Consider the following 17,429-nt stretch of genomic DNA (forward strand, 5'->3'; position numbering starts at 1 on the left):
AGACTGGGGCAGAAAATATGGAAGTCGTTTCGAATGATTATCGCATCAAGACCGTGCTCGGCCGGCTGGAGATGATAATCGACAACGAGAATCAGCGGATCGGCCGGGACCCGGAATTCGACCTCAAGGTGTCGAACGCCCACAAGAGCCGTTGCCTCTATGAGCTGACCATGCTCTTCCGCGGCACGGACCCGAAGGAGCTTGCCATCGGCTATATCGACCAGATGCATGGCCTGAAGGCCAAGCTGGCGCTCAATGCACGCCGCGTCGAGGCGCATCTTCACGCCGTGCGCTCCGTCGCCGATCTCCTGAAGAGCGCCGCCCGCGATGCCGATGGCGACGGCACCTACACCCAGGAACAGTTCACCTACGGCGAAGTCTGATGGTCAAGCTCCTTCTCACCGGTCTTTGGGTTTGCATCGTCACGCTCGGGGCGGTGTATTTCTCCGTGCAGATGTCTGCCGCGCCTGCGCCGGTCGATGAGGAAGCCAAGAAGAAGGAGCTTCTGGAACTGGTGCGCGGCGAGTCGATCACCATCCCCGTCATCTCGGACGGAGCGATCACCGGCTATTTCCTCAGCCGTGTCTCGTTCATGATGGACAAGGCGAAGATCAAGGACGTCAAGCTGCCCATGGCCGAGCTGACGACCGACGAGCTTTTCACCCTGCTGATCGGCAACAGGATGGTCGATCTCGCCAAGCCGGGCGCTTTCGATCTCGAGAAATTCCGCTCGAGCATCCGGGATGGTCTCAACCGGAAGCTCGGCGACGGCCTTGTCGCCGAGGTGCTGGTCGAACAGCTCGATTATCTGTCGAAGGAAGATATCCGCAACAATGCCTCGCGCGGCAACAAGAACCCGAACCCCGGCAAGAAGATCGTCGAAGGGGTGAAGGTGGAGGAACCCGCGAAGTCTTCCGGTCATTGAGGACAGGTTTTCGGCACCTTCATGAGCCGGCCTCGCAGCCGGCTTTTTGCCGCCGAAATCCCGAAAATGCACGGATCGCTTGCATTTTAGCGATCATCTTAAGCGCGGTTTGAGTGCGCTCTGCTAAGGGTCGATCAAGTTGGTTCGTCCCTCATGTGGAGCCCTTCAGATGAACGCGTCGGGAGAATTCCTGATAACTGCATCGCCCCGGACCTCGTTCGGCCTTCCCATCTGCGATCTCGGATGGAATGCCGCCCTTGGTCTCGCGGAGGGGCTGATTTCACTCCACGGCAATCGGACCACACTTGCATTCCTGGACGCGCGGACGACCTTTCGGCAGGCCGTCGATCCCGCCTATCGGGCTCAATTGAGCGGCCGTCTGCTGTTGCCCGGCGGCAGCCGCGCCTTCGGCCTTCTGATGAACGGAATGCAGCCGAAAACCGGGCCGGCGCGATTTTCCGCAAGGGGTTTCGTGCCCGCTCTGCTCACCTTTCTGGAAAAGCCGTGTCGGATCGGCATTGCCGGGGAGGACTGTCTGCGCGTTGGATCGCTTCGCGATCATTTCGCGCGCCATAGCCCCTGGCATGACGTGGTGGCGATCGCTCCCGGTCAGGAGGCCCCGGAGGTTTTCGATCTCGTCATCGTCGATGCCCCGACGCTTGCGGAGGAACGGCGAATCGAGCGGCGGCTGGCTTCCATCCGTACGGCGCTTGTCGTGATGGCGAGAGCAGACCTGTCCGATTTTGTCGAAAAGCGTCCCCACGCCGTGTCAAAGACTGGCGCGCAGGCTGCGGGCCTGTCTTTCGCGTGATGAATTAACCCTTTGTTTGCTACAAAAATTTAGACTGCCTTAATCAGATGGCCGCCTGCGGGATGCCGGCGGCACGGGGTTATGCGGTCATCCAATGTATCAGTCGGCGAAAATCAGAGAAGACGGAGACCTCGACCTGCCAGCGGCAGGTGCCGATGCCGGGTCCGTTTTTTCAGGAATGCGCTCTGTTTTCTTCAAGGCTGGCGTCTGCACCCTGGCCGGCGGCATGCTGGCATTTCCGCTGGCCGCCGTACTTCCCCAGAAGTTTAGCGTCGAAACCCGGCTGAAGATCGAGGCGGCAAGCGAGCGCGCGATTGGCGACGCCCTGGCGGCCTTGCATTCGAAGCGGAGCCTCGACAATCTTGTCCATGCGCTCAATCTTGGCCGCGGCAGCGAGTTCGCCATCGATCGCTCGAGCATGACAAGCGTTGTCTCCGACATCGTTTCCGGTGACGCGATGACCGTGTCGCAGGCTGAAGGCCGGCTGCGCGATCGTCTGTCCCGGGCGATTGCCACCGGCTACGACGGCCGGAAGGGCGAGTTGGTCATCTCCGTCACTGCGGCGGAGGCCGATGATGCCGCAAGCATCGCCAACATGCTCGGCGATGCTTTCCGCAACGAACTCGCCGTATCGGGCGCCGGAATACCGAATCCGCTGGCGGAGAAGCTGCGCCAGACGCTCGAGCGGGCCGAGGCGGCGCTGGCCGGCTTTATCTCGGAAACCGATCCGCAGAAGCTCGCGGAATTGCGTCGGGCGGAGAGCGAAAGACGTGAACTGGCCACGGAAATCACGAATGCGGAAGGCCAGCTTGTGGATTTCAAGCGGAAGGCCGCCGAGGCTTCCGCAATGAAGCCCGATGACGTTCTGAACAAGCCGCTGCCGGATAGTCTCGACTATACCGGCATCGATTACCAGCGACAGAGATATGTCGAGGCCAAGCTCGCCGTCGATCAGCTTTCGGGCGATCTTGGTCCCCGCCACCCGCGCTTGCTCGCGGCGCAGTCGGCGCTTGACGGCGCCCGTTCGGGCATCCAGATGGCGCTGAAGCAGCTTGCCACGTCGCTTCGCCAAGAGGAAGCAGCCGCGACCGGACGGCTTTCCGAACTCAAATCCCGCCAGTCGAAAAAACTGCAGGACAAGGAGATCGTCGATTCCGCCGCAAGGCTTGCGGTGCTTGAAGCTGCCGTGGACGAAGCGCGCCGAAGCTATCTCGATGCTTCCCATCGTACGACGGAGGTCAGGACGCCGGCGGCGAAGGTCACGCTTCTGGCCCCGGCGACGGTCGAGCGCGCGCGGGCGCATGGCTTTTCGCTGCCCGGGATGTTCGGTGCCGGCGCATTGATCGGTCTCTGCCTCGGACTGGTGCTTGCTTTCGTCACGCGACGCAAGCAGGCGGATGCCCCGGTGGACGACGTCCCGATGGAAGCCGTGGAAGAGCCGGTGTCGGCTGCCGAGCAGGATTGGCCCGAGAACGTGTCGGAACAGGAGGAGGTCTTCGAAGAAGATTCCGGATTGCCCGACTATGAGCCGGCCTACGAGCAGGAACAGTATTTGTATACACCGCGCTACCCTGCGCCGGCTAACGATCGTCCGCTCGCCGACCATATCCGCGAGGTGCTGATGGCCAATCGGCGTCCGGCGCGCGAGGCGGATATCCCGCCGCTGGTCGCGGCTGCAATGTCCGGCGGCCTTGCCGCGGAGACGCGTCACCGGACGCCTTATCTCTCTGAAGAGAATATCCGCAGGGCCGAGGAGGTTCGCGAACTCCAGCGCCACATCGTGGAGTTGCGCGAAAAGGTGCAGGTCTATTCCGTGCGCCGGAATGCAGCCCGAAGATAAGTGCCTGCGACATCGAATCTGCTTGCATTTGCCGTCTGCGACCATCATAGGGCGTTGACGGGCAAATCTGATGTTTGCCCGGTGTATACATTGGCGGCGGTTCAAGCGGGAGGCGCGCATGGCTGTGGTGATCGATGGGAAAGAGGCGGCGGCATCCGTGATCGCAGCCGTAACCGAGGCGGCTGGTGCCCTGGAGAAGGACGCTGGTGTCAAGCCGGGCCTTGCCGTCGTCATCGTCGGCGATGATCCGGCGAGCCACGCCTACGTGAACTCCAAGAGCAAGATGGCCAAGCAGTGCGGCTTCAACTCGATCCAGCACAGCCTGCCTGAAGACACGACCCAGGAAGACCTGGAAAAGCTGGTTGCGGAACTGAATGCCGATCCGGCGATTCACGGGGTTCTGGTCCAGCTTCCCCTGCCGAAGCATCTCGACGCCGAGCCGGTGATCCTGTCGATCTCGCCCGGGAAGGATGTGGACGGCCTGCATGTCGTCAATGCCGGCAAGATCGCGGCAGGCGATCTTTCGACCGGCCTCATCTCCTGCACGCCGGCTGGAGCCATGCTGCTCGTCAACCGTATCCATGGCCGGGACCTCTCGGGCCTCAGCGCCGTCGTCATCGGCCGTTCCAACCTGTTCGGCAAGCCGATGGCGCTGCTCCTGCTCGCAGCCAACGCCACCGTCACCATGGCGCATTCCAGGACGAAGGATCTGGCATCCGTCTGCCGCAATGCCGATATCCTGGTTGCCGCCGTCGGCCGGCCGCAGATGGTCAAGGCCGACTGGGTGAAACCCGGCGCGACGGTCATCGATGTCGGGATCAACCGCGTGCCGGCCCCGGACAAGGGCGAGGGCAAGACCCGGCTTGTCGGCGACGTGGCATACGCGGAGGCCGCGGAGGTTGCCGGCGCGATCACTCCCGTCCCCGGCGGCGTCGGCCCGATGACCATCGCCATGCTGATGGCCAACACGGTGATTGCCGCCTACCGGGCCGCCGGAAAAGCCGCGCCGCGATTTTAATCGGTTAAGGACGGCGTTTCTCCATATTCTCTATGTCATGGCGGAGGGGGTTGACTCCTTCGTCAGAGCGTTAAATCTCTTCCCATGTTTTGGAACTCCCGGCAGGGTAGCAAAAGCCGGGACAAAGGGAGGACGATTTCATGAGGGCATCATTTTGGATCGGGACGGCGCTTGCGGCTCTGCTTGCCGGCAACGCCGCCGCCCAGGAATTGAAGTTTCCGCCAGGGCAGGATTCGCGTTTCAACTGGAAGAGCTACGACGATTTCAAGGCCTCCCATTCCAGCCTCAAGGGACAGCCTCTGACGGTCTTCGGACCCTGGCGCGGTGAGGACGAGGCTCTCTTCACCAGCGTTCTGAACTATTTCATTGCCGCCACCGGCATCGATGCGCGCTACTCCTCCTCGGAAAATTACGAACAGCAGATCGTCATCGACACGCAGGCGGGCTCGCCGCCGAACATCGCCATCCTGCCGCAGCCGGGCCTTCTCGCCGACCTCGCCGGCAAGGGTTTCCTCGTACCGCTCGGTGATGACTATGCCAAATGGATCAAGGAAAATTACGGCGCCGGTGACAGCTGGATCGGTTACGGCACCTACAAGGGCAAGGATGGCAAGGAAGCCTTCTACGCCTTCCCCTACAAGGCGGACGTGAAGTCGCTGGTCTGGTACGTGCCCGAGAATTTCGAGGAGGCCGGCTATGAAGTTCCCAAGACGATGGAGGAACTCTTCAAGCTCAGCGACCAGATTGTCGAGGACGGTGGCGTGCCGTGGTGCATCGGCCTCGGGTCCGGCGGCGCGACCGGCTGGCCGGCGACCGACTGGGTCGAGGATATGATGCTGCGCACCCAGTCGCCGGAGACCTATGACAAATGGGTCAGCAATGGCATCAGGTTCGACGATCCGGCCGTCGTCGGCGCGATCGACGAATTCGGCAAGTTTGCCAAGAATGCGAAATACGTGAGCGGCGGCATCGCGGCCGTTGCCTCGACGGATTTCCGGGACAGCCCGAAAGGCCTCTTCGATATTCCGCCGAAATGCTATCTGCACCATCAGGCATCGTTCATTCCGTCCTTCTTCCCGGAAGGCAAGGAACTCGGCAAGGATGCCGACTTCTTCTACATGCCGACCTATGCCTCCAAGCCTGATCTCGGCAAGCCGGTGCTCGGTGCCGGCACGCTGGTCGCCATCACCAAGGATTCGCCTGCCGCCAAGGCTTTCATCGAATTCCTGAAGACGCCGATCGCCCATGAGGTCTGGATGGCGCAGTCCGGTTTCCTGACGCCTTACAAATCGGTCAAGCCGGAAGCCTATGGCAACGATACGCTGCGCAAGGAAGGCGAACTCCTGACCACGGCAACCACTTTCCGGTTCGATGGCTCCGACCTCATGCCCGGCAAGATCGGCGCCGGCGCCTTCTGGACCGGCATGATCGACTATGTCGGCGGAAAGGATGCCAAGACGGTGGCGTCCGATATCCAGAAGGCATGGGACGGACTTAAATAAACCCGCATCCGCCGCGCCGGTGGACAGGCGGCGCGGCCTTTCGCCCAGACAAGGCCTCATCATAATCCTGAGCGGGAACAGCCTGAAAAAGCCGGGAAATGCCGGCAGAGGGAGGGGAAATGGTATCGCAGATCGTCTCGGCCGTCGGTGTCGTCATCGCCGGCGTTTTTGCCTGCGCTCTATACTACTGGCTTTCCGACAAGGTGCTCCAGATCATATTTCCCGTGCCGAAGGACAATGTCCGGACAGCCTCGGTGAACCTGAACCGCCGGGCGGTCGTCCGTCCCTGGCTGTTCCTGGGGCCGGCCCTGATCCTGCTGGTGGTCTATCTGGTCTATCCGGTGGTCGCGACCCTCCTCCTCTCCTTCTACGACCGTTCAGGCGGCAGTTTCGTGGGTTTTGCGAACTATCGCTGGGCATTCTTCGACGCTCAGTTCCGCCAGTCGATCTTCAACAATATCCTGTGGCTTGCGGTCGTGCCCGCCGCCTGCACATTTTTCGGCCTTGTCATCGCGGTCCTGACCGACCGCATCTGGTGGGGGAATCTCGCGAAAAGCCTGGTTTTCATGCCGATGGCGATCTCCTTCGTCGGCGCCTCGGTCATCTGGAAATTCGTCTATGAATATCGCGGCGGCAACGAGACCCAGATCGGACTTTTGAACGCCATCGTGCAGACTTTCGGCGGCACGCCGCAGGTCTGGATCTCGATGCCTTTCTGGAACAATTTCTTCCTGATGGTCATCCTGATCTGGATACAGACCGGGTTTGCCATGGTTATCCTCTCGGCGGCGTTGCGCGGCATCCCGGAGGAGACGATCGAAGCGGCGGTCATCGACGGCGCCAACGGCTGGCAGATCTTCTGGAAGATCATGGTGCCGCAGATATGGGGCACGATCGCGGTCGTCTGGACGACCATCACCATTCTCGTGTTGAAGGTCTTCGACATCGTGCTGACCATGACGAACGGCCAGTGGAACACCATGGTTCTGGCGAACCTCATGTTCGACTGGATGTTCCGCGGTGGGGGCGACAGCGGTCGAAGTGCGGTCATCGCCCTCGTCATCATGGCGGCGGTGACGCCGATCATGATCTGGAACATCCGCCAGGCCCATCGGGAAACGGGAGGTCACTGAGATGAACGCCGCTTCCACCCTTCGCCGTATCGGCCTGCCGCGCCTCATCGTCCATGTTTCGGTGCTTCTGATCTGCATCGTCTGGCTGATCCCGACACTCGGCATCTTCGTCACTTCCTTCCGCGACCCGGCCCAGATCACCTCCGCCGGGTGGTGGACCGCGTTCACAAGCAGCGCGCAGACCACGGCGGTGCGATTGGCCGATCCTTCGGCGGCCCGGCAGGACGGCGCCAACCATGTCATCTCCGGCTCGGTTTTCGAGCCGGGGCAGGGCGGAACCGTGCGGGCCTTCGGTACGCGCATCGCCGCTCCGTCGGAATTCACGGCTGGACAGGCCGCGGATCTTGGGGAAGGAGAGACGCTGACGGTCAATGCGGACGGCAGCTACACCTATACGAAGAGCGCTCCTTTCCAGGGCGAGCGCGGCCGGCGCGTCTACCTGACCGTGGCGACGCCGCCGACCTTCACCACGCAGAACTACAACACCGTCCTGACGTCCCAGGGGATCGGGCAGTCCTTCGTCAACTCGCTGACGGTGGCCATTCCCTCGACCATCATCCCCATCCTGATTGCCGCCTTCGCGGCCTACGCGCTGTCCTGGATGGAGTTTCCCGGCCGGGCGCTGATCATCGCCATGGTGGTGGGGCTCATCGTCGTGCCGTTGCAGATGTCGCTCATTCCGCTGCTGCGGATGTACAACGAGATCGGCGCCTTCTTCGGGGTGCCGTCGAGAAGTTATGCGGGCATATGGCTGGCGCATTCCGCTTTCGGCATGCCGCTCGCCATCTATCTCCTGCGCAACTACATCGCCGGGCTGCCGAAGGAAGTGATCGAGTCCGCCCGGGTCGACGGGGCGAGCGATTTCGAAATTTTCCTCAAGATCGTGCTGCCGCTGTCGTTTCCCGCTCTTGCATCCTTTGCGATCTTCCAGTTCCTATGGACCTGGAACGACCTGCTGGTGGCCATGGTTTTCCTCGGAACCGGCAAGGATCAGCTCGTTCTCACGGGAGCGCTGAACGCATTGCTGGGGTCGCAAGGGGGCCGATGGGAAATCCTGACCGCTTCGGCATTCATCTCCATTCTCGTGCCGCTGATCGTCTTCTTCGCGTTGCAGCGCTATCTGGTGCGTGGCCTGCTCGCCGGTTCGGTCAAGGGCGGCTAATCGACACTTCATCCGACAACAACAGGATATTGCATGACCATGTCCGCAGAGACTTCCGCAGCGTCCGACAAGGATTGGTGGCGCGGAGCCGTTATCTATCAGATCTATCCACGCTCCTTTCAGGATTCCAACGGTGACGGCATCGGCGATCTGAAGGGCATCACGGCGCGTCTGCCGCATGTGGCGGCCCTTGGGGCGGATGCGGTCTGGATTTCGCCTTTCTTTCCGTCGCCGATGAAGGATTTCGGCTACGACGTCTCGAACTATACGGATGTCGATCCGATGTTCGGCGTGCTTTCGGATTTCGATGGCCTGATTGCCGAGGCGCACCGGCTCGGCATCAAGGTGATGATCGATCTCGTGATGTCGCACAGTTCCGACCAGCATCCCTGGTTCATCGAAAGCCGTTCCAGCCGCTTCAATCCCAGGGCGGACTGGTATGTCTGGGCCGATGCGAAGCCGGATGGCACGCCGCCCAACAACTGGCTGTCGATCTTCGGCGGGTCGGCCTGGGCCTGGGACCCCACCCGCATGCAGTACTACATGCACAACTTCCTGACCTCGCAGCCGGATTTGAACCTGCATAATCCCGAGGTGCAGGACGCGCTTCTGGATATGACCCGCTTCTGGTTGAAGCGAGGCGTCGACGGTTTCCGTCTCGATACCATCAACTTCTATTTCCACGACAAGGAACTGCGCGACAACCCGGCGCTGGAGCCTTCGCGACGGAATGCTTCCACCGCCCCTGCGGTCAATCCCTATAACTTCCAGGAACATGTCTACGACAAGAACCGCCCGGAAAACCTGGAATTCCTGAGGCGCTTCCGCGCCGTTCTCGATGAATTCCCGGCGATTGCCGCAGTCGGGGAAGTCGGCGACAGCCAGCGCGGCCTTGAGATCGTCGGCGAATATACCTCCGGCGATGACAAGATGCAGATGTGTTACGCCTTCGAGTTCCTGGCACCCGATCCGCTGACCCCGGCGCGTGTTGCGGCTGTCCAGGATGCCTTCTCCGTCGCGGCGCCGGACGGCTGGGCCTGCTGGGCTTTCTCCAACCACGATGTCGTGCGTCACGTCAGCCGGTGGGGGCAGGACGTCCTCGATCGCGAATCCTTCGCGAAGATGCTGTCCGCGATCCTCCTGACGCAGCGCGGGTCCGCCTGCATCTATCAGGGCGAGGAGCTTGGCCTTACCGAGGCCGATATCGCCTATGCCGATCTGCAGGACCCCTATGGCATCCAGTTCTGGCCGGAATTCAAGGGGCGTGACGGCTGCCGCACGCCGATGGTCTGGGATGCCCAGGCGTTGCAGGCCGGCTTCTCGACGGCGGAAAGAACCTGGCTGCCCATCCCGGTAGAGCATCAGCTTCGGGCCGTCAGCGCCCAGTACGGCGATCCGGTTTCGGTCCTGGAGCAATATCGGCGGTTCCTTGCCTTCCGCAAGCAGCATACGGCCTTTGCCAAGGGCGATATCCTTTTCCTGCCGCAAGACGGCACGATGCTGGGTTACAAGCGGCAATACGGCAACGAGACGCTGCTTTGCCTCTTCAACATGGGTGCCTCCGCTGCCGCGACGGAACTGCCGATCGGCGAGTGGGAGGTACTCACCGGCCACGGGTTCGAAAGTGGCCTGGAAGGCAGGCGCGTGGAACTACCGGCCTGGGGGGCGTTCTTCGCCCGCCACGCATAACAAGGAGGGGAGGAAACATGGCAGGCGTCGTTCTGAAGGATATCCGCAAGGCCTATGGCCAGGTGAAGGTGCTGCACGGCATCGACCTGGACATCGGGCAGGGGGAGTTCGTGGTCTTCGTCGGGCCTTCGGGCTGCGGCAAGTCCACCCTGCTGCGCATGATCTCCGGCCTTGAAAGCATCACGGGCGGCGAGATGCATATCGATGGGCAGCTCGTGAACGACGTGCCGCCTTCGCGGCGCGGGATCGCCATGGTTTTCCAGTCCTACGCGCTCTATCCGCATATGACGGTCTATGATAACATGGCCTTCGGCATGCGGATCGCGCGGGAAAGCCGGCAGGAGATCGATCGCCGCGTCCGGTCCGCCGCCGAGATCCTCCAGCTTACGCCCTATCTCGACCGGTTGCCGAAGGCGCTTTCCGGCGGCCAGCGCCAGCGCGTTGCGATCGGAAGGGCTATCTGCCGCGACCCGAAGGTGTTCCTGTTCGATGAACCGCTGTCGAACCTCGACGCAGCGCTTCGCGTCGCAACGCGCATCGAGATCGCCAAGCTCAAGGAACAGATGCCGGATACCACGATGATCTACGTCACCCACGACCAGGTGGAAGCGATGACGCTCGCCGACCGCATCGTCGTGCTTTCCGCCGGCCGCATCGAACAGGTCGGCGCTCCGCTGGAGCTTTACGAGCACCCGCAGAACCTGTTCGTTGCGCGTTTCATCGGCTCACCGGCCATGAACATCATTCCCGCGACCGTGACGGAGACGGGTGAGACAACGACCGTTTCGCTGAAAGGGGGCAAGGCGGTGCGCGTGCCGGTCGCGACGGCCGCCTCGCAGGCCGGCAAGGCGGCGAGCTTTGGCGTGCGCCCGGAGGATCTCTTCATCGCAACGGATGGCGATTATCTTTTCGAGGGGAAGGTTTCGATCGTGGAGGCGCTCGGCGAAGTGACATTGCTCTATATCGAGGGCCTTGCGGACCACGAGCCGATCATTGCCAAGATTCCCGGCATCCTGGGCGTGAAGAAGGGCGATACGATGCGTTTTTCGGCCGATCCGAAGAAACTGCATCTTTTCGATGCAGAAGGTAAGACTTACCGCTCGGCCTGAGTGATTGTCCGTTTACCATATTTCGGCGATATTTGCTTGGAATTGTACCAAAGTTGGACTTCCAAACCTTCTGTTAAATTTCGCCGGCTAGCCTTTTCCCATAAAGAAAAGGAGGTTTGTCGTGAGTGCCGCTCCGACCAAAAATCATTTTTTGAACAAGGAAGAGTCTTTCATGTACGACCGGGAAAGCCGGTTCAAGATGGAAGACACCATGAATGCCGCGCGTATCGAATATACGGAAAAGGGCGTGATGAACATGGCGCAGCGCCGCTGCGACATCCTGCGCATTTCCCGCAGCGGTGCGGTCCTCGGAATTCTGACGCAGTACAATCTTCCCCAGCAATTCTATCTCGATATTCCGGACGCGCGCATCACGAAGGTCGGCTGCCTGCTGATGCGGGCCAATGCCAACAACACGATCGAGGTTCGTTTCCTGCGCCTCCTGTCCGAAAAGGAGATGAATCGCATCTTCGTCTTTTCGACCCATCCGAACCACCGCGACCGCACGATGGACGTTCGCGCCTGGTAACCGGCGCGTCAGGCAGCATTCCGGCCTGACGCCTTGCGGTGGTTGCATGTCGCCCGGACGCCGTTTCCGCCCTCGGGCGATACAAATCAGCCCTTCGCCAGGGCATCGATGACAAGCTGTTTCAGCTTGACGTCGGGCATTTCGGCAAACGCGATGTCCCCCCGGCCGAAATAGCTCTTCTGATTGACGGCCGACCAGTCGTTGCAGACGATCCTGTAGCGCTGTTTTCCTTCCGGAGCCTTTGGCGCGGCATAAAGGAAGTCGCCGGTGCGGGCGGCAAGCGGCATGTCGCCATCCTGATTGCAGCGCGCCAATATGGCGTCCAGCGCGGCCGCATCCACGTCCGCCGTCATGAGCTTGCCTTCGAAGCGCAGCGCCGCGTTGAAGTCGAAGCGGTTGACGTCACCGGCCGGCAGGCCGGTCCCGAAGGACGTATGGCCGATGAAGCCGATATCGGCGCCTGCCTTGGCCGTCATGGCTTCCGCCGCGAACCGGGCGGTTTCGCCGAGCGTCATCGTTTTTGCCGTATGCGCCACGACCGCGCGCTCTTCCTCCTTCAGGTGCTTGGCGAGCACCGCCGAAACGAGATCCTTGAGCGTGGCGGAGGAGGCGGCGTCGCGGTCGATGTCGATCCGCCGGAGTGAAGCTGCCTTGCCCACGGAAGCAAGGGTGGCAATCGTGATCGCGGAAGACCAGGAACCGGTGTGGACGTAACGGGTCCCGCCCTGTTCATGCATTAGCGTCAGATGGTCGTGGCCGCCGATCATCAGCGTGCCGTCCGGCAGTATAGGCAGGATCTCACGGTCCGGCACCACGCCCGCATGGCTCAGCACGATGTTGATCCCGTCACCGCCGAGCAGTGCCGGCAGGTTTGCCTTGGCCCATTCCGCAGGCTTCGGAATGTCCAGCATCTCTCGGGTGGCCTTCGGGTAGGTATTGATGGCATCGGTGCCCAGCGCGGCTATCCTTACCTTGAGTCCGCCGGCCTCGATCGTCGTGCCGGCCGGCGCATAGGGCTTGCCGCTGCGTTTGTCGATGATGTTGCTCAGCACGGTTACGCCGAGCCTGCGGGCGCGCTCGACGAAATGTGCGAGGTCATTGTCGAAATCCGGCTCGTGATTGCCGATGTTGAAGAGGGTCGGGGCAAGCTTGGCCAGGGCGCCGAGGAAAGCCCAGTCAACCTCTCCGCCTGACCGGGAAGCGGCGACATTGCCGAGTTCGAAGAGATCGCCGTTGATCAGGATGACCTGGGGCACGGTCGCTTCGGCCACCTGCTTTTCGATCGCGGCGAGAAGCTGGCCCATGCGTTCGTAGGATGAATGCAGATCCGAGAGGATGATCGCCTGAAAACCTTCGCCGGCGGCCAGCGCGGTCGCCGGAACAAACGGCAGGACGGACGTCGAGGCCAACAAAGCCAGCAGGCTGCGGCGGGTAATTTCTGCGCTCATCGGGTTGTCTCCTCGTTTCCTGGACGCCTCGTGAGCGTCATAGGAACCGCTGAAGACAACCATATGACGTCACTGGGGATATGTCAGGCGAAGACGCTTGCCCCCTGATCCGCCTGGCCGACATTGCGCCGGAATGGGGCGAAGAGTTCGCGTCCCATGCCGAATTCGTTGTCGGAGAGATCCGCCACGACCGGTGAGCGCGACGCGAATTCCGCAGCACTGACCAGCACTTCCAGCGTGCCGGCGACTGCATCGAGGCGGATCAGGTCGCCGTTCTTGATCCTGGCGATCGGTCCGCCGTCGGAAGCTTCCGGCGTGATATGGATCGCTGCCGGCACCTTGCCCGATGCACCGGACATGCGGCCGTCCGTGACAAGCGCCACCTTGAAACCCCGGTCCTGCAGCACGCCGAGCGGCGGGGTGAGGCGGTGCAGTTCCGGCATGCCGTTCGCCTTCGGCCCCTGGAAGCGGACGACGGCGATGAAATCCCGGTTGAGTTCGCCGCGCTTGAAGGCATCCTGCAATTCCTGCTGGTCGTGGAAGACGATCGCCGGAGCCTCGATGACATGACGCTCCGGCTTGACGGCGGAGATCTTGATGACCGCCTTGCCGAGATTGCCGGTCAGCATCTTCAGCCCGCCGGTCGGCTGGAAAGGCGTTTCGATTGCGGCCAGCACCTTCTTGTCGCCGCTCTCGTCCGGGGCCGGCTCGCGCACCACCTGGCCGTGGGCGTCGAGCTTCGCCTCGACGGTATAGGCTTCGAGGCCCTGACCGAAGACGGTCCGGACGTCGTCATGCAGCAGCCCCTGTTTCAGAAGCTGCCTGATCAGGAAACCCATGCCCCCGGCCGCGTGGAAGTGGTTCACGTCCGCGAGCCCGTTCGGATAGACGCGGGCGAGCAGCGGCACGATGTCGGAAAGGTCGGAAATGTCCTGCCAGGTGAGATGGATGCCCGCGGCCCGCGCCATGGCGACGAGATGAAGCGTGTGGTTGGTCGAGCCCCCCGTCGCATGCAGGCCCACGATGCCGTTGACGATCGACCGCTCGTCGATCATCTCGCCGGCCGGTGTGAATTCGTTGCCGAGCGCGGTGATCGCAAGCGCCCGCTTGGCGGCCTCACGGGTCAGGGCTTCGCGCAGCGGCGTGCCGGGATTGACGAAGGAGGCCCCCGGCATGTGGAAACCCATGATCTCCATCAGCATCTGGTTGGAATTCGCGGTGCCGTAGAAGGTGCAGGTGCCCGGCCCGTGATAGGATTTGGACTCGGCCTCGAGCAGTTCGGCCCGGCCGACCTTGCCTTCCGCGTAAAGCTGCCGGATACGCGACTTCTCGTCGTTGGGGAGACCGGAGGTCATCGGGCCTGCCGGAATGAAGACGGAAGGCAGGTGGCCGAAGGAAAGCGCTGCGATCACCAGACCCGGCACGATCTTGTCGCAGACGCCGAGGAAGACCGCCGCATCGAACATGTTGTGCGACAGGCCGATACCGGCCGCCATGGCGATGGCATCGCGCGAAAAGAGCGAAAGCTCCATGCCCGGCTGGCCCTGTGTGACGCCATCGCACATGGCCGGCACGCCGCCTGCGACCTGCGCGATACCCCCGGCTTCCCTTGCCGCTTCCCGGATGATCGGCGGAAAGGTCTCGTAAGGCTGGTGGGCGGACAGCATGTCGTTATAGGCGGTGATGATGCCGAGGTTCGGGACGACGTCTCCTGCGAGCGCCGCCTTCTCGGCGGGGGAACAGACCGCGAAGCCATGGGCAAGGTTGCCGCAGGAAAGAACGGAGCGGTGCGGCCCCCGCGAGGCCGCCCGGCGGACACGGTCGAGATAGGCTTCGCGATGCGGCTTTGATCGTTCGACGATGCGGGCGGTGATCGCCTCGATGCTGGAATGGGCGGCCATTGTTCTATCCTCTTTCGTCAATCCCGGCTTGGGAGGGGCGAAAGCCGACCGGGATTGTTCCTTGTTGAATCCGGCCTCATGGCCGGGCGTGCGGGGCCTTACGGCGCCCAGTAGATTTCGAGCGGCGACCGGGCGCGGTTCAGCGCGGCGCGGATCGGCATCTCGGTTTCGTCCGTGCCGGCCTTCGCCTTGTCGAGCACGTCCTTCTTGCCCTGACCTTCGATATGCAGCGCCAGGAAACGAGCGTCCGAAAGACTGGAGAAGGAGAAGGTCAGCCGCTCTTCGCCGGCTCCTTCCGCTTCCATCGTCAGAACGCCGCGCGGACCGGAAAGATCGAGCGCGCGTGCCAGGTTGTTGCCGTGCGGAAAGAACGAGGCGGTATGGCCATCCGTTCCCATGCCGAGGATGACGACATCGAAGGGGTGGCCGATCCCGGCGGTCTTCCGCGTTGCGACGTCCGCGGCTTCCGCTATCGACGGCGCATCGTAATAAAGCGGGATGAAGGCCGCGGCGGCAGCCTTGTCCTTCAGGAGATGCGTCGCGACCAGCAGGTGGTTCGAGCGGGAATTGTCGGCAGGCACGAACCGTTCGTCGACCAGCGTCACCGTCACCTTGCACCAGTCGATATCGCTGGCCGAAAGCACTTCGAAAAATCTCTTGGGCGTCGAGCCCCCGGAAACCGCGATCGAGGCCGCGCCTCGCTCCTCGATCGCCGTGGCAAGTTGTGTCGCGACCTTGTCCGCCAGGGCATCGGCGAGGGCTGCGGCATCGGAAAACTCATGCAGCTTTGCGGTCATCGTCACTCAACCTTCATGCCAGGTACGGCCATCGCGCTCGATGAGGGCGATGGCCTGGCTCGGACCCCAAGTGCCGGCGGTATAACCCTGCACCTGCTGGCCGGTGGCTTCCCAGCCCTTCAGGATCGGATCGACCCACCGCCATGCGGCCTCGACTTCGTCGCGGCGCATGAACAGCGTCTGGTTGGAGCGGATCGTATCGGTCAGAAGCCGCTCATAGGCATCCGGATTGCGCACGTTGAAGGCCTGCGCGAAGCTCATGTCGAGCGAGACTTCGCGCAACCGCATGCCGCCCGGACCGGGGTCCTTGATCATCAGCGACTGCTTGACGCCTTCATCCGGCTGCAGCCGGATGATGAGCTGGTTGGCGGAGATACGGCCGGCGGCATTGTCGAAGATATTGTGCGGGATCGGCTTGAACGTGATGACGATTTCGGAGACGCGGGTCGCAAGCCGCTTTCCGGTGCGGATGTAGAAGGGCACGCCGGCCCAGCGCCAGTTGCCGATTTCGGCCTTGATGGCGACGAAGGTTTCCGTGTTGGAGACGCCGCCTTCCAGCTCTTCGAGGTAGCCCTTGACCGGACCGCCGGCGGAAGCGCCGGCGCGATACTGGCCGCGCACCGTCATCTGTTCCACATTGCCTTCGGTGATCGGCTTCAGTGCCCGGAGCACCTTGAGCTTCTCGTCGCGCACGGACTCCGATTCCATGGAGGACGGGACTTCCATGGCGACAAGGCAGAGGAGCTGCAGGATGTGGTTCTGCACCATGTCGCGCAGGGCGCCGGCGGTGTCGTAATAACCGGCGCGGCCTTCAAGGCCCACCGCTTCGGCGACCGTGATCTGGACGTGGTCGATATGCTCGGCGTTCCACAACGGTTCGTAGAGTGCATTGGCGAAGCGCAGCGCCATCAGGTTCTGCACCGTCTCCTTGCCGAGATAGTGGTCGATACGGAAGATCTGCTCTTCGCGGAAGACCTTGCCGATCGTGTCGTTGAGTTCCAGCGCCGAGGCAAGGTCGCGGCCGATCGGCTTTTCGACGACGATGCGGGTCGCCTTGGTGATCAGCTTGTGGTCGCGGATCTTTTCCGAGATCGCGCCGAAAATGCCGGGCGCCACGGCGAGATAGAAGACGCGCACGCGCTCCTTGCCGTCGTCGATCAGTTTCTTGAGCGCATCCCAGCCCTGATCCGACTTCGCATCGACGGAGACATAATAGAGGCGCTGGCAGAACTTCTTGACCTCGGCCTCGTCATATTCTCCCTCCTTCAGATGCTCCTTCAGGGCGTCCTCGGCGAACTTGCGGTAGTCCTCATGCGAAAGGGAGCTACGGGAAGCGCCGATGATGCGGGTGGGCTCGGTGAACTGCCCTTCGACCTGCCTGTGGTAAAGCGCGGGCAGAAGCTTGCGCTCGGCAAGGTCGCCGGTTCCACCGAACACGATACAATCAAAAGGTTCAACTGGGATGATCTGGCTGCTCATCGCTGTTCTTTCATCTCGCATGGTTGGAGGCATGTTTATTCTAATCGATTTAAAAACGCTAGCCCGAAATGGACTCGGGGAGGGGT

Annotated in this window: 15 protein-coding genes; 11 read left to right on the plus strand and 4 right to left on the minus strand. The window is 62.1% G+C overall.

Features of this window, described 5'->3' with window-relative positions; translation table 11 throughout:
* Positions 1–17 precede the first annotated feature (17 nt).
* The 11 genes from ACFFP0_RS15135 to ACFFP0_RS15185 all read left to right on the plus strand — a co-directional run bounded on the left by ACFFP0_RS15135 (position 18) and on the right by ACFFP0_RS15185 (position 11,718).
* The gene (locus ACFFP0_RS15135; protein WP_377262164.1) at positions 18–383 is read left to right on the plus strand and encodes a hypothetical protein; all 366 of its coding nucleotides are present in this window, start codon (positions 18–20) and stop codon (positions 381–383) included.
* Positions 383–925 carry a hypothetical protein gene (locus ACFFP0_RS15140; protein WP_377262166.1) on the plus strand — a complete coding sequence of 181 codons (543 nt, stop codon included), beginning with the start codon at positions 383–385 and terminating at the stop codon, positions 923–925. The genes ACFFP0_RS15135 and ACFFP0_RS15140 overlap by 1 nt, the downstream gene beginning before the upstream one ends.
* Before the next feature lie 169 nt (positions 926–1,094).
* Entirely contained in the window at positions 1,095–1,736 is a 642-nt protein-coding gene (locus ACFFP0_RS15145; RefSeq protein ID WP_377262169.1) for a hypothetical protein, read from the plus strand.
* Positions 1,737–1,914: 178 nt separating this feature from the next.
* Entirely contained in the window at positions 1,915–3,576 is a 1,662-nt protein-coding gene (locus ACFFP0_RS15150; RefSeq protein WP_377262172.1) for a GumC domain-containing protein, read from the plus strand.
* Positions 3,577–3,694: 118 nt separating this feature from the next.
* Positions 3,695–4,594 carry a bifunctional methylenetetrahydrofolate dehydrogenase/methenyltetrahydrofolate cyclohydrolase FolD gene (folD, locus tag ACFFP0_RS15155; protein ID WP_377262175.1) on the plus strand — a complete coding sequence of 300 codons (900 nt, stop codon included), beginning with the start codon at positions 3,695–3,697 and terminating at the stop codon, positions 4,592–4,594.
* A 140-nt stretch (positions 4,595–4,734) separates the two neighbouring features.
* Positions 4,735–6,096 (plus strand): ABC transporter substrate-binding protein, encoded by a 1,362-nt coding sequence (locus tag ACFFP0_RS15160; protein ID WP_377262178.1) that lies wholly within the window; start codon positions 4,735–4,737, stop codon positions 6,094–6,096.
* Positions 6,097–6,215: 119 nt separating this feature from the next.
* Positions 6,216–7,229, plus strand: a complete 1,014-nt coding sequence (locus tag ACFFP0_RS15165; RefSeq protein WP_377262181.1) for a carbohydrate ABC transporter permease — start codon at positions 6,216–6,218, stop codon at positions 7,227–7,229.
* Between the two features lies 1 nt (position 7,230).
* The gene (locus ACFFP0_RS15170; protein WP_377262184.1) at positions 7,231–8,391 is read left to right on the plus strand and encodes a carbohydrate ABC transporter permease; all 1,161 of its coding nucleotides are present in this window, start codon (positions 7,231–7,233) and stop codon (positions 8,389–8,391) included.
* A gap of 33 nt (positions 8,392–8,424) precedes the next feature.
* Positions 8,425–10,080: a beta-galactosidase BglA gene (gene bglA / locus ACFFP0_RS15175; RefSeq protein WP_377262187.1), complete on the plus strand. Its 1,656-nt coding sequence runs from the start codon at positions 8,425–8,427 to the stop codon at positions 10,078–10,080.
* 17 nt (positions 10,081–10,097) lie between these two features.
* Entirely contained in the window at positions 10,098–11,189 is a 1,092-nt protein-coding gene (locus ACFFP0_RS15180; protein ID WP_377262190.1) for an ABC transporter ATP-binding protein, read from the plus strand.
* 172 nt (positions 11,190–11,361) lie between these two features.
* On the plus strand, positions 11,362–11,718 hold the full coding sequence (locus ACFFP0_RS15185; RefSeq protein WP_377262193.1) for a hypothetical protein: 357 nt from the start codon (positions 11,362–11,364) through the stop codon (positions 11,716–11,718).
* A gap of 86 nt (positions 11,719–11,804) precedes the next feature.
* Here the strand turns inward: ACFFP0_RS15185 and ACFFP0_RS15190 are convergent, their stop codons facing one another.
* The 4 genes from ACFFP0_RS15190 to zwf all read right to left on the minus strand — a co-directional run bounded on the left by ACFFP0_RS15190 (position 11,805) and on the right by zwf (position 17,343).
* Positions 11,805–13,166, minus strand: coding sequence for a metallophosphoesterase (locus ACFFP0_RS15190; protein WP_377262196.1), 1,362 nt, complete (start codon positions 13,164–13,166; stop codon positions 11,805–11,807).
* Positions 13,167–13,249: 83 nt separating this feature from the next.
* Positions 13,250–15,067, minus strand: coding sequence for a phosphogluconate dehydratase (gene edd / locus ACFFP0_RS15195; RefSeq protein ID WP_377262199.1), 1,818 nt, complete (start codon positions 15,065–15,067; stop codon positions 13,250–13,252).
* A 98-nt stretch (positions 15,068–15,165) separates the two neighbouring features.
* Complete coding sequence (gene pgl, locus ACFFP0_RS15200) at positions 15,166–15,864, minus strand: 6-phosphogluconolactonase (protein ID WP_377262346.1); 699 nt, start codon at positions 15,862–15,864, stop codon at positions 15,166–15,168.
* A gap of 6 nt (positions 15,865–15,870) precedes the next feature.
* Complete coding sequence (gene zwf, locus ACFFP0_RS15205) at positions 15,871–17,343, minus strand: glucose-6-phosphate dehydrogenase (protein WP_377262202.1); 1,473 nt, start codon at positions 17,341–17,343, stop codon at positions 15,871–15,873.
* Between the last annotated feature and the right edge of the window lie 86 nt (positions 17,344–17,429).

The sequence above is a fragment of the Neorhizobium puerariae genome (genome assembly GCF_042429745.1).
GTDB lineage: Bacteria > Pseudomonadota > Alphaproteobacteria > Rhizobiales > Rhizobiaceae > Neorhizobium > Neorhizobium puerariae.

Excerpts from the sequence above, each read along its gene's own strand:
- ACFFP0_RS15135 (WP_377262164.1), top strand. The coding sequence starts at position 18 with ATGGAAGTCGTTTCGAATGATTATCGCATCAAGACCGTGCTCGGCCGG.
- ACFFP0_RS15140 (WP_377262166.1), top strand. The coding sequence starts at position 383 with ATGGTCAAGCTCCTTCTCACCGGTCTTTGGGTTTGCATCGTCACGCTC.
- ACFFP0_RS15145 (WP_377262169.1), top strand. The coding sequence starts at position 1,095 with ATGAACGCGTCGGGAGAATTCCTGATAACTGCATCGCCCCGGACCTCG.
- ACFFP0_RS15150 (WP_377262172.1), top strand. The coding sequence starts at position 1,915 with ATGCGCTCTGTTTTCTTCAAGGCTGGCGTCTGCACCCTGGCCGGCGGC.
- folD (WP_377262175.1), top strand. The coding sequence starts at position 3,695 with ATGGCTGTGGTGATCGATGGGAAAGAGGCGGCGGCATCCGTGATCGCA.
- ACFFP0_RS15160 (WP_377262178.1), top strand. The coding sequence starts at position 4,735 with ATGAGGGCATCATTTTGGATCGGGACGGCGCTTGCGGCTCTGCTTGCC.
- ACFFP0_RS15165 (WP_377262181.1), top strand. The coding sequence starts at position 6,216 with ATGGTATCGCAGATCGTCTCGGCCGTCGGTGTCGTCATCGCCGGCGTT.
- ACFFP0_RS15170 (WP_377262184.1), top strand. The coding sequence starts at position 7,231 with ATGAACGCCGCTTCCACCCTTCGCCGTATCGGCCTGCCGCGCCTCATC.
- bglA (WP_377262187.1), top strand. The coding sequence starts at position 8,425 with ATGACCATGTCCGCAGAGACTTCCGCAGCGTCCGACAAGGATTGGTGG.
- ACFFP0_RS15180 (WP_377262190.1), top strand. The coding sequence starts at position 10,098 with ATGGCAGGCGTCGTTCTGAAGGATATCCGCAAGGCCTATGGCCAGGTG.
- ACFFP0_RS15185 (WP_377262193.1), top strand. The coding sequence starts at position 11,362 with ATGTACGACCGGGAAAGCCGGTTCAAGATGGAAGACACCATGAATGCC.
- ACFFP0_RS15190 (WP_377262196.1), bottom strand. The coding sequence starts at position 13,166 with ATGAGCGCAGAAATTACCCGCCGCAGCCTGCTGGCTTTGTTGGCCTCG.
- edd (WP_377262199.1), bottom strand. The coding sequence starts at position 15,067 with ATGGCCGCCCATTCCAGCATCGAGGCGATCACCGCCCGCATCGTCGAA.
- pgl (WP_377262346.1), bottom strand. The coding sequence starts at position 15,864 with ATGACCGCAAAGCTGCATGAGTTTTCCGATGCCGCAGCCCTCGCCGAT.
- zwf (WP_377262202.1), bottom strand. The coding sequence starts at position 17,343 with ATGAGCAGCCAGATCATCCCAGTTGAACCTTTTGATTGTATCGTGTTC.